Origin of the sequence: Bariatricus sp. HCP28S3_A7 (assembly GCF_052066375.1) — a bacterium.
GTDB lineage: Bacteria > Bacillota > Clostridia > Lachnospirales > Lachnospiraceae > Allocoprococcus.
In genome coordinates, this window is the sequence record NZ_JBQHSG010000004.1 from 52076 (window position 1) to 64098 (window position 12023).

Sequence of the window (12023 nt, forward strand, 5' to 3'; positions counted from 1 at the left end):
CTATCTTGTCAATTCCAGATACAGCTCCTTATACTGTTTTGCTGAATTCTCCCATGAAAAGTTCTTGTCCATATCTCTCTGAACCATCTCATCCCAGCACCAGCGATTTGTAAAGAATAATGTCTTTGCTCTGTTAATAGCATCCAATAACAAGCCTGCATCATAACGGTCGAATGTAAATCCGTTTCCTGTATTCGTAAACATGTTATATGGTTCAACAGTGTCCTTCAGTCCACCGGTCTCACGAACAATTGGAATTGTACCATAATGCATAGCAATTAACTGGGTAAGTCCGCAAGGTTCAAACTGCGAAGGTACCAGTAAAGCATCTGCACCCGCATAAATTCTGTGAGCTCTTGTTTCATCATACATGATGTTGGAGCATACATTTCCCTTATATGCATTCTCATAATAACGGAAAGAATTCTCATATACATCATCTCCGGTACCAAGTACAACGAACTGGGTATGTTCATCCATAACCTGACGAAGAATGGTATTGACAAGATCCAGTCCCTTCTGATCGGTCAATCTCGAAATCAGACCAATGACAAACTTATGGTCATCCTGAACAAGTCCCAGCTCTTCCTGCAGTTTCCGCTTGTTTTCCCTCTTCTTCTCTAATACATTCGTGATGTCATAGTTTGCATACAATCTGGAATCTGTGCTGGTGTTCCAGATATCATAATCGATACCGTTGACGATACCTCTCAATTTTCTCCAGTGATGTCTCAGATGCGCATCCAGTTTCTCTCCGTAGTATGCTGTCTGAATCTCACCGGCGTATGTATTGCTGACAGTTGTAATAATATTAGCGTAAGCCAGTCCTCCTTTTAACATATTCGCATCGTTGTAGTTTACTTTCAGTGCATCTTTGTTAAATACGTAATCCGGAAGTCCTGACCAGTAGCGGATCGTCGGAATATTGTAAATACCCTGGAAACGCAGATTATGGATCGTTAAGATCGTCTTTGCAGTAGTCAGCTTTGTATTTTCGAATAAAGTTCTAAGATATACCGGAACCAGAGCTGCCTGCCAGTCGTGACAATGAATGATATCCGGAACCCAGTTCAGATAATTCAGTGCTGCAAGTGCTGCCTTGGCGAAATAGCAGTATTTCGGAATATCATCAATCAGATTCGTATATGGATTTCCACTGCTGAAAAATTCTTCATTATCAATAAAATCATACACAACTCCATCCCATACATATTCCATAATACCTACATAATAGGATCTGCCGTCTGCACACAGATTCATCTGGAAGGATCCTTTGTATACCATCTTCTCCTGATATTTCTGCGGTATACATTTGTAAAGTGGGATAATTACCTTCACATCACAATTCTGTTTAACTAATGCCTTCGGGAGCGCGTACATAACATCACCCAAACCTCCGGTCTTCACGAATGGATAGCATTCTGAACCGATAAATGCGATACTTCTTCTTGGACTCATATATACCTCCTGTTTCGGTTCTTCTTTTACCTCTTCTGCCGGTGCTTCTTTGGTTTCCTCTGCCGGTGCTTCTTCTGTTGCCGGTTCCTCTTTGGTTTCCTCTGCCGGTGCTTCTTCTGCTGCCGGTTCTTCTTTGGTTTCTTCCACCGGTGCTTCTTCTGCTGCCGGTTCTTCTTTGGTTTCTTCCACCGGTGCTTCTTCTGCTGCCGGTTCTTCTTTGGTTTCTTCCACCGGTGCTTCTTCTACTACCGGTTCTTCTTTTACTTCTACTACCGCTTCCGCCTTAACTTCTTCCGTTTTCTCTTCTTTTACTTCCTCTGCCTTTGGCTCTTCAGCTTTCACTTCTTCCGCCTCTTTTTCTGCAGGTTCTGCTTTTTTTCTGGTAGTTTTTCTTGTCGTTGTTTTCTTTATCGCAGTCGTTTTCTTTGCTGCTGCCCTCTTCGTAGTTTTCTTTTCTTCAGGTGCTTCCGCCTTTACTGCATCTGCCCCTTCCGGTTTCTCAGTTTCCTTAGCAATCTCTTCTTTCACGATTTCTTCTCCCGGCTCCGTTGTCAAAGAAGCTTCAACCGTTGCCTTTTTGGCAGTCCCTTTTGCCGGTGTACTTTTCTTTACTGCAGTTTTGGTAGTTTGTTTTCTTGCCATTTTATACCTCTCCATAAAAAATACTAATTGTTCACTGTTTGTAATATTTAGAATCTTATATTATTATAACACACAAATCCAAAAATGGGTAAATTTCGTATTCTTTTTATAAAGTAACTTTCAAATACACCTCGACGTACTTACCGCGTGGCAGGAGTCTTATCTTCTTTCAAAATAACTCAGTCCAATTCCACCAGTATCGCCCGGCAAGGTGCCCCATCTCCGTCTCCCAGATTGATCGGTGTCGCATTCAGGAAATAGCATCCTTCGGGAACCCTATCCAGACAGATTCCTTCCAGCAACACAATTTCCGCTCCCAGAAGTGTGTTCTGTTACATAGGCATTTCCGATAAATTTTTCCAGTTTTACCTGGTCGATTGTTCTTCCTTTCTGGAAAAAATGATATGGAGCATCCACATGTGTTCCGTTGTGGGCACACATTCGAAATGCCGATAAATTGCATGGCGAATCCTTTGCTATCACGGATAAGATCTCTTTTTCAGGAGCCGAATCTCCGGGAAATACATTGCATCCGAACACTTCCTGCGAAATATCATATATTCTCATCTCTTCTCCCTCCATTAACCTATTTTATCCAGTATATCACTTTTTTGAAAACAATATTGTCAATCATCAATTATTTTCCCTTATAATAAAAAACCAGACGTTACAATTTTGTTCATCCTGCCAATTGTACCGTCCGGTTATTCACATTATTTGTTTCTTCCAGGTTCGATCTCCGTTCCACCAACGATTTCGCTGTAACTTAACAGCACCCTGACATTTTATTCTTCCCGAACCGGATTCGATACGCTGACTTTATGATCATACCATTTTCCTTTCGTTCCAATCAGCGCAAGGTCAAATTCTTCATCCAACGCCGGAACCGGAACATCAAATCCATTCACTTCTTCCGTCGTTCCATCACTATAGGTAACCGTATCTTCGGTAGGAATCAGAAGCTCCGCTCCTTCTTTCACGGCAGCCTCTGCAAGTCCCGGATAGAGATTGACAATATTTTTCGATGTAAGTGAAATGTGAATCGTCATCTGACCATCCTTAACCGTCAGAGTTCCTTTTCCGTCACAGGCTTCATTTACATGAAACATGCTGCTGTCAGTTTGGAATTCTGCACTGTAAATTCCGTCTTCCAGTTCAGCCTCCCCGGCTTCTTCACTCTGAGCTGTATTTTCCGTAAGTGTCTCGGTATCTGTCTTTGCAGCTTCTTCTTTCTTTCCACATCCGAGCATCAACGCGGATGCCAGTATTGCCATTCCAAGCATGGCTGCTATTTTCTTCTTCATACTTCTGATCCTCCCATTATTTATCAATGACTGCCGCAGTGTGATCAACATAAATCTGCTGAATAGCCTCGATTCCACCAAGTCCTGCAATCTGCACATCCACTTGTTCAAAAAATCCGGAATTCTCAAACAGACTCTTCCATGAATCTTCATCCTCTCCGGCCATATCATTATTTGCGTGATCCCCCGCCACAACCATCAACGGCCGGAGAATGACCTTTTTATATCCCGCATTTTTTACTGCTTCAATAATTGCCTCGCAGGAAGTTTCTTCCGGTTCCCCTTCGACGGTCCCGATAAATACATTGTCGTAGCCGAGTACCTGCATCTGTGTCTGCATCTGGCTGTAGGAAACTTTTGCCGTATGGGAGGTGCCATGTCCCATAAATACAAATGCCGTACCATCTTCCTTCGCTGCATCGAGGCTGTCATATCCTGCTGTTTCAACAGCCTGTGCCGTCACTGCCTTTGCAACAGCTTCTTTATCTGAATTGATTGCCGAAGCATCGCTTCCCACTTCACCCAGAAGCGGTTCCGCAACCTTTACGGATTCAAATTTGTCCTGGTAACGCTCCACTGCTTTGACCAGTTCATCATATTCTGCTCCATGCATCAAGTGGGTCGGCTGTACGATCAGATTCTTCACATTATTTTTCACTGCACGCTCCAGAGCCTGATCCATATTGTCAATACATTCTCCGTCTCTCGCCTGTATGTGATTGATGATAATCTGCGATGTAAATGCTCTTCTTACGGACCAGTCAGGATATGCCTCCTGCAGGGCATCTTCTATTCCTTTAATATCTTCCACGCGGCTGTCATTGTAAGATGTTCCGAAGCTGACTGCCAGAAGTTCATTTTCTCCGATTCCATCCTGGTTCCTTGGATCGTCGGCGGATGCGTCTCCGGTATCTTTTCCAAAATAATCCGGGTCCGCATTTTCTCCTTCTACCAGTTCCTTCTGCTCATCCGTCAGTTCATCCCATGCTTCTTTTGCAGCCTTACACGCTTCATCCGTCTGATCGTTTCTTTCCTGAACATAGATTGCGTCTATCAAATCTGCCACCTCATTCGCTGCTTTCTGATCATCTTCTGTTTCTTTGGTCTCCTCTTTTTCTTCCCCATTTCCACCAGAACATCCTGCTATTGTTAATGTGCTGATTACGGAAACGGCCAGTAGAATTGTGAGTAATCTTTTCTTCATTCTGAATCTCCTCCTTCTTATTATGTCGTTCTCCCGATAATGCGTACAACAAAAAAGAGGTGCCTTTCCCATATCGTCGGTAAAAGGCACACTTCATAATAACATACGCAAACAGCACTCTCTCCAAAACAGCCGGTCTTTCACCGGTGCCTGATGATGAGAATGTGGAATATGACTCTTATCGGTTGCGACCAGTTACTCGTGGCCTGTGGGTTCTTCCCACTCCGTTTTTTGCAGGCAGGTCTCCTGACTTACGGATCCAGATCCAAGGCCGCCTTCCCGATTGCTCAGTGACATTCCTGGCCTTGCACTCCCCGTTTACAGTGACGAGTTCGTACAGGACTTCCACCTGTTTCCCTTTTAATCAGACAGCTAATGCTGTCTGAACCTGACGAACATACCTTATCACAAACCGCCTGAAATGTAAAGCCTGCTTCTTCGTTTTCCCCGATTCCAAATTCAATCGCTGCATGTTCATCTATTTCGGCCGGACCACTCCGGGCGACAACTCCTGCACATAACATAAAAAGACGGCTCATCACCGCCTTTTTATGTATTATTCTTCTTTCTCCGGAAGATCGATCTGTGGACGCACATGCAATTCCTTCGAAATATATTTGCCATCCTTTCGATGCTGCTTCACACATTCAGTCAGTAAAAATTCAATCTGCCCGTTCAGTGAACGGAAATCATCTTCAGCCCAGGCTGCGAGGGCATCGTACAGTTTTGGTGATACCCGAAGCGGTATCTGTTTTTTCGTTTCTGCCATATTAGTAAAGACTTCCTGTATTTACTATCGGCTGTGCATCATGATTTCCACAAAGCACAACCAGCAGATTAGATACCATCGCAGCTTTTCTTTCATCGTCTAATGCTATTGTATCCTTCTCTTCCAGCCTTTCAAGTGCCATCTCCACCATGCCCACGGCTCCGTCAACGATCATTTTTCTCGCATCGATGATCGCAGAAGCCTGCTGTCGCTGAAGCATGACTGCCGCAATCTCCGGAGCATATGCCAGATAAGTGATACGCGCTTCGATGATCGCAAGGCCTGCTTCCTCCACTCTGCCCTGGATCTCTTCTTTAATTCTTGCCGCAACCACTTCGCTGGAACCGCGAAGGCTTCCTTCATCCGCGACACCGTCTCCTGTGGTATCTACATTCGGAGATACATCGTAAGGATATAGCCGCACAATATTACGGAGCGCACTATCGCACTGCAGAGAAAGGTATTCCTTATAGTTGTCTACATTAAAAACTGCTTTTGCCGTGTCCACCACCCGCCATGTAACGGCAATTCCGATCTCCACCGGGTTGCCGAGGCAGTCATTGATCTTCTGACGGTTGTTATTCAGTGTCATAACCTTCAGAGAGATCTTCTTATTCACCGTCTCCACAGCCTGTCCTGCCTGTGGCTGTGTGAAAATTACAGACCTCTTGGACTGGCTGTCCACGTCTCCGCTCTGGTTCAGCTTTGTCTTCGCAGCCGGATTCACACCTACACAGAACGGATTCACAAAATAGAAACCAGGCTCTTTCAGCGTACCGACATAATTTCCGAAAAGAGTAAGCACAAGCGCTTCCTGTGGTTTCAGTGTCTTAAGACCTAAAAACAAAATCCAGCCAAGTGCCAGCCAGATACTGCAAAGAACCACAAGGATCCAGTATTCGTATTCGATCCCAAAGATCAGACCTACCGTTGCGAGTACATACAGAGCGATGGTCAGAAGCAGTACCGGCATTCCGTTCTTCCTATTGTTTAATGTGATTTCCTTCATGAGTTCCCCCTCCTTTATTTTGATATCAAAATGATATCATATTTATTTCATATGTGCAATATAATTTTGAAAAGAAAATAGATTTTGGATTAAAAAACAAAAGCCGGTGAAATGTGGATTCACACAAATCACTGGCTTTGATTTCTCAATACACTTTCGGTTTATATCTCATGTCATGTACCGAATACACCGTCATAAATGCATCCGGATCCTTTTCATTCATGAATCTCATCAGCTTCTGATATTCATGTTTGTCTACAATTGCAATGATCTCCCGGCGCTTTTCAAGCGTATACGCCCCAATCGCTTCATAGATCGTTGCACCGCTGTGCAGATCGTTCAGAATAAAATCCCGCACCAATTCTTCCTTCTGGGATACAATGCACACTCTTTTCTTTTCGTTCTGCCCGAAAATAAAGTAATCCACCACGATCCCGTTAAAATACGTACCGATCACACTCAGTACAACCGTCTTTGAGTCATAAACAAATGCAGCAGAAAGTGCCACACACATCCCGGCAAGGGACATCGCCTTCCCCAACTCCATATGCAGGAATTTGTTCATGATTTTCGCAACAATGTCCAGTCCTCCTGATGACGCATTGCGGTTAAACAAAATACTGAGTCCCACACTCACCAGCAGGATATAGGCGAGTACATCAAGTGCCTGATCTCCGGTCAGCGACTGATTATTTGGCAGAAGCGCTTCCAGAATCCCCATAAATACCGGAAGCATGATGGATGTATACACGGTCTTATATCCGAATTCCGGCCCGCACAGGATAAATCCGATGATCAACAATCCTACATTCAGGATCATGGTGATCGCTGAAATCGAAAGCGGGATAAAATTCGATAACACGATAGCCAGACCTGAAATACTGCTGACCGCTGTATGGCTCGGAATCAGGAAGAAAAATACTGCTGCTGCGATGATCGCAACCGCACCTGTAAGGATAGCCATCTCTTTGAACACACCTTGTTTTTTCATGATAACCTCCAAAATATATTTCTTCCATTATCATAGCACAAATTGTGTCTATTGAATATCCTTCCTGCAATATTTCCAATATCCCAGAACAACACAAATGACAGCCACAGCCATCCCGATCAAAATCATTTTCCCATCCAGACAGCCATTTTCCACAATGTCCGCGCTCTCGGCATAGCCAAATGGTGTGATATATTTTAAGAATTCTGCGCTTTCGGAAATATTAGCCACAATGTTCAGGAAATACATCACAGTCGCAATTCCCAGTCCGATTCCGATTCCGCTTTTTCTGATAAATGCTGAAATTCCAAAGCATATACCTGCCAGTTCCAGCTGCACCAGAAAAAATGCAAGATGGATCAGAGAAATTTCTTTCCACATGATCTCTTCTCCGATTCCTTTAATGGAAGCAACCGACAGCGCAAAGATGATCGCATTCAGAATCACGATCTGAATAAGAACAGAAATCAGCTTTTCACTGACAACCCGGCTTCTGCTGACCGGATGTGTAAGCAGAAATTCTGCGGTTCTTTCTTTTTCTTCCTTTGCCAGAACCCCGACTGCAACAAAAGAGGCAAAAAATGCTCCGCCTAATCCCAGAATATTTCCACACTCAACAGAATAGAATCCGATCAGAGTACCAAAATTCAAACGATCCATGCCAAAAGCTGCTGTAAATGCTCCCATGGAAGCGAATATGTCGCTGACACCTTCCATTTCACCTTTCATTTCAGGATACAGCAGCACACAGATTACAATAAAAAAACCGATCGACACCGTCCATATCGCAAGTGCTTTCCAGCCTTGTTTTAATTCATGCTTTGTTAACGTCATTACTGCTCCCCTCCATCCTCATAGTAATGCATAAATATTTCTTCCAGATCCGGTTCTGCGACCGAAAGATCCGTGATATCACTGCCTGCAAGTATCTGGAGAAGTCGTTTGATATCTCCACTATAAAGAAAACTAGATACGCCGTCTGTTTCCTGAAGATCACGTACACCATCCAATCCCTGAAGTGAGATTGCTCCATGAATCGTGATGCGTTTTGCATTGGTGCGGGACAATGCTTCCACACTGTCGCAGGCAATCATACGTCCTTCCCGAATAATTGCCGCTCTCGTACAATTTCTCTGAATCTCTGACAGCACATGGCTGGACAGGAAAATGGTTGTACCTTGTTCATTTTTCTCTCTCAAGACAGAGAAGAATTCCCTCTGCATGAGCGGATCCAGACCACTGGTCGGTTCATCGAGAATCAATAACTTCGGATTATGCTGCAGCGCCGCAACGATCGCAACTTTTTTCCTGTTCCCGAAAGACAGCTCTTCCACTTTCCGGCTCGTATCAAGCTGCAGCCGGTCACATAATTCTGCCGATGCTTTCGCACAGTCTGTCTTCCTCAGATCCGCAGACAACTTCAAAATATCTTTGACCTTCATCCCCTGATAAAATACTGCTTCCGAAGGCAAGTATCCCACTTCAGACAGAATCTGATTTCTATCCTTCCCTATATCCATTCCCAGTATTTTAGCCTGCCCCGAAGTCGGATGGATCAGTCCCAGAAGCGTTCGGATCGTGGTAGACTTCCCCGCCCCGTTCGGTCCGATAAATCCGAAAAACTCTCCTTCTTCTACCGACAGATTCAACTTAATAATCCCTCTTGCTTTACCATAATATTTGGTCAGATCCGTTGTTTCAATTGCCTTCATCGTGTTCCCCCTCTTTTCGTAAATAAATAGATTTCCAGAAATCCACCATTTTCAGGAAATCCCGCTCCATCATGTCCACATCGTACTTCTCATCCTGAATCTTTTCCCAGATATATCCTTCCGAAGCCCAGTACATATCGTTATACATCATTTCGATGTCTATGCCGGGGACAAACTGACTGGAGTCAAAGTTCAGTTGTTTGACATTCTGTTTAAAATCGGCATATTTTGCGATGCTTTTCTGGATATCCGCCCTGACCTCCGGGTCCTTCTCGTAATACACCTTGAGCGTAAATTTCCCAATTTCCGGATACCTCCGCATGATACGTACTTTCGCCTGCGTTCCTTTGTACATAGCTTCAAACAGATCCTTCTGCTCATAACATCCACTTTTCGTCAGTTCTTCAATCGTGAGCTGCGCACAATTCTCCCACAGGAACAAATACAGCTCTTTTTTATTATGAAAATAATAGAATAATAAAGACTTGCTGATTCCGGCTGCATCCGCAATCTCGCTCATTGGACTTTTCTTATAAGAATTTTCCGAAAACACCCGATAGCCGGCGTTGATGATCGCTTCCTGCTTTTCTATCGGAAGGGAAAAGAATTTCTCGTTCATGGCGTTCCTCCTTGGCTTCTCCGATTATTGACCGGTCCGGTTAATTACTATTATATACGATTGACCGATTTTGAGAAGGCCCAATTTATTTCCAGAATCCGGTCTTTCATTACATCTGCTTTATATTTTCCTACTGTTTTTCTTGTGGCGATGTTCTGACGATTCAGGTTCGTCAGACAGATTTTATCATCATCGATCAGGTCAAAAGCTCCCACGCCACTCCTTACCAGCGCTTCGCACACATATCCTCCCACACCTCCGATTCCGAATACTGCCACTTTCGCCCCCGCAAGTCGTTTCATTGCTTCTTCTCCCAACAGTAACTGTGTCCTTGAAAATTGATTTATCATTGGCTTGTCCCCTCAAATATAATTTTACAGATTTGCGACAAATATGCAGCATTTTAATCCTCCTACGATTCTCTACATCGAACACAACAACATGTTACATACCGTCCCTGATACGATTGAAAATAACGTATTATGTTTCCACTTGTAGCTAATCACCGTCACCACTGCCGCAATCAGTTCCGGTACTCCGGTCCCTCTCCAGTCTGTTACTGCACTTTTCAGACAATACACAATCAATACCGCCATAATTGCAGAAGGCAGGATTTTTCCAAGATAGACCAGTTCTTCCGGCATCTTTCTTCCATCGCGGAAAGCCACGAACGGCAGAGCGCGAAGTGAGAATGTTATAACGGCAGATACCAGAATTGCAAGAATAATCTCATTTTTATTCACTCTCCACTCCTCCGTTTACGTACAACCAGTAGCATGCCCGATATAATAAGTAATGAGGAAAGTATAAAATTTCTCTCTCCGATTGTAATCAGACAAATCAATGCCACTGCCAGACCCGCCAGAGCAGGCAGATGGTTATCCGCCTTCTCCCACTGGTCTATAAAGATGATAATAAATAAGGCCGTCATGCAAAAATCAATCCCTTTCAGATCAAACGGAATCACCTGCCCCAGGATTCCCCCCGTAACAGCGCCAATCATCCAGTAACATCGGGAGAGCAATGCAATCAGGAACATGGTATCTTCTTTTTCTTTCCCTTTTGAGTCAAGAGTCAGGTTAACCGCATAAGTCTCGTCTGTCATGGTGTGGATCATATACAACATTTTCTTCCCCATTTCTCTGAATTCATCCACAAATGTCAGACTATAGAATACTTGCCGGCTATTCATCAAAAAAGCCATCAATGCGATGGTAAGAATAGAAGCGCCACTGCTCAAAAAAGTAATCGGAAGGAACTGAAACGCCCCTGTATACACCGTCATACTGATGAACAATGCGTAATACCATTTAAATCCTGCCTCTTCCATCATGATTCCATACGCCATACTGACAAACAGATAACTGAACATGATTGGTATGGACTTTATAAATGCATTTTTCAGGATTTCTTTTCTCAATTTAACACTTTCCCTCTCTCTTTTAATGTTACTTATCTTCACAATATTCCCCGAATCCGTTCAAGGCATTCCGTGATTATTTTTCTTGGAGCTGCAACATTTATCCTCTGAAATCCTCTTGCCTGCTTCTTCATAATCTCATAGCCGGGATGTTCCGGCAGACCGGGATAATACACGTTTTTCACACAACTTTGTTTCTTCAGCCAAACAGCTATTTGAATTGCATTTTCCTGTGATTTCTCCATACGTATTCCAAGTGTTTTAATTCCTCTCAGAAGCAACCAGCTATCAAAAGGCGAAAGCCCTGCCCCTGTAGTCTTTATAATAAAACGAAGTCTCTCCTGTATTTCTTCGTTGTTCGTTACAACAAATCCTGCAAGTGTATCATTATGTCCTCCCAGAAACTTTGTCCCGCTGTGTATTACAATATCAGCTCCAAGTTCCAATGGGTTTTGAAAATATGGTGACAAGAATGTGTTATCCACAATCAACAATAAATGATGTTTCTTCGCTATTCCGGCAATGTAAGATATATCTGAAACATTCATCATCGGATTCGTAGGCGTTTCTATATATATGGCCTTCGTGTTTTCCCGAATGGCCCCCTCTACATCTTCATTAGAACAATCCAGAAATGTAAATTCATAATGATTCTTTTTAGAGACATTATCAAACAGTCGAATGCTCCCACCATACAGATCTGATTCGACAACCAAATGATCACCGGGCTCAAACAGCTCCATCAATAGTGTAATCGCATCCCGTACTTTTCCCAACACCCGGGTGTGCGTAAGTTGATGTCTGATATATTGGATAACTTATCGCACCATAGTTTTCTGATTTCCCTTCTGTTTCTTTTAAATGAAGACATCTTGTATTGATCCCTCTGTCCATA

13 protein-coding genes, 2 pseudogenes and 1 riboswitch are annotated in these 12023 nt (G+C 43.5%); all 15 genes and pseudogenes read right to left on the minus strand.

The window, feature by feature from the left end:
* The gene (locus tag ACTNA4_RS03945; RefSeq protein ID WP_441028639.1) at positions 1-2100 is read right to left on the minus strand and encodes a glycogen/starch synthase; all 2100 of its coding nucleotides are present in this window, start codon (positions 2098-2100) and stop codon (positions 1-3) included.
* Positions 2101-2279: 179 nt separating this feature from the next.
* Positions 2280-2405, minus strand: coding sequence for a hypothetical protein (locus ACTNA4_RS03950; RefSeq protein ID WP_427808807.1), 126 nt, complete (start codon positions 2403-2405; stop codon positions 2280-2282).
* Positions 2377-2667, minus strand: a complete 291-nt coding sequence (locus ACTNA4_RS03955; protein WP_441028641.1) for a cyclase family protein — start codon at positions 2665-2667, stop codon at positions 2377-2379. The genes ACTNA4_RS03950 and ACTNA4_RS03955 overlap by 29 nt, the downstream gene beginning before the upstream one ends.
* Positions 2668-2885: 218 nt before the next feature.
* Positions 2886-3404, minus strand: a complete 519-nt coding sequence (locus tag ACTNA4_RS03960; RefSeq protein ID WP_441028643.1) for a hypothetical protein — start codon at positions 3402-3404, stop codon at positions 2886-2888.
* A gap of 16 nt (positions 3405-3420) precedes the next feature.
* Positions 3421-4608: a sirohydrochlorin cobaltochelatase gene (locus ACTNA4_RS03965; RefSeq protein ID WP_441028645.1), complete on the minus strand. Its 1188-nt coding sequence runs from the start codon at positions 4606-4608 to the stop codon at positions 3421-3423.
* 219 nt (positions 4609-4827) lie between these two features.
* Positions 4828-5015: riboswitch (cobalamin riboswitch) on the minus strand.
* 149 nt (positions 5016-5164) lie between these two features.
* Positions 5165-5377 (minus strand): PTS ascorbate transporter subunit IIC, encoded by a 213-nt coding sequence (locus ACTNA4_RS03970; RefSeq protein WP_427818924.1) that lies wholly within the window; start codon positions 5375-5377, stop codon positions 5165-5167.
* A 1-nt stretch (position 5378) separates the two neighbouring features.
* A complete protein-coding gene (locus tag ACTNA4_RS03975) occupies positions 5379-6386 on the minus strand; it encodes an SPFH domain-containing protein (RefSeq protein ID WP_441028647.1) in 1008 nt (335 codons plus the stop codon).
* 145 nt (positions 6387-6531) lie between these two features.
* Positions 6532-7377: a YitT family protein gene (locus tag ACTNA4_RS03980; RefSeq protein ID WP_427818922.1), complete on the minus strand. Its 846-nt coding sequence runs from the start codon at positions 7375-7377 to the stop codon at positions 6532-6534.
* Positions 7378-7425: 48 nt separating this feature from the next.
* Positions 7426-8211 carry an ABC transporter permease subunit gene (locus tag ACTNA4_RS03985; RefSeq protein ID WP_441028649.1) on the minus strand — a complete coding sequence of 262 codons (786 nt, stop codon included), beginning with the start codon at positions 8209-8211 and terminating at the stop codon, positions 7426-7428.
* Positions 8211-9089 carry an ATP-binding cassette domain-containing protein gene (locus tag ACTNA4_RS03990; protein ID WP_427806330.1) on the minus strand — a complete coding sequence of 293 codons (879 nt, stop codon included), beginning with the start codon at positions 9087-9089 and terminating at the stop codon, positions 8211-8213. Before ACTNA4_RS03990 ends, ACTNA4_RS03985 begins: the two co-directional genes overlap by 1 nt.
* Positions 9076-9708, minus strand: coding sequence for a TetR/AcrR family transcriptional regulator (locus ACTNA4_RS03995; RefSeq protein WP_427806329.1), 633 nt, complete (start codon positions 9706-9708; stop codon positions 9076-9078). The genes ACTNA4_RS03990 and ACTNA4_RS03995 overlap by 14 nt, the downstream gene beginning before the upstream one ends.
* An 83-nt stretch (positions 9709-9791) precedes the next feature.
* Positions 9792-10058: pseudogene (locus ACTNA4_RS04000) on the minus strand (tRNA threonylcarbamoyladenosine dehydratase); the annotation flags it as partial.
* Between the two features lie 72 nt (positions 10059-10130).
* Complete coding sequence (locus ACTNA4_RS04005) at positions 10131-10451, minus strand: branched-chain amino acid transporter permease (RefSeq protein WP_441016561.1); 321 nt, start codon at positions 10449-10451, stop codon at positions 10131-10133.
* Positions 10448-11128: an AzlC family ABC transporter permease gene (locus ACTNA4_RS04010; RefSeq protein ID WP_441028651.1), complete on the minus strand. Its 681-nt coding sequence runs from the start codon at positions 11126-11128 to the stop codon at positions 10448-10450. Before ACTNA4_RS04010 ends, ACTNA4_RS04005 begins: the two co-directional genes overlap by 4 nt.
* A gap of 110 nt (positions 11129-11238) precedes the next feature.
* Positions 11239-12022 (minus strand): annotated as a pseudogene (locus ACTNA4_RS04015) (trans-sulfuration enzyme family protein); the annotation flags it as partial.
* Between the last annotated feature and the right edge of the window lies 1 nt (position 12023).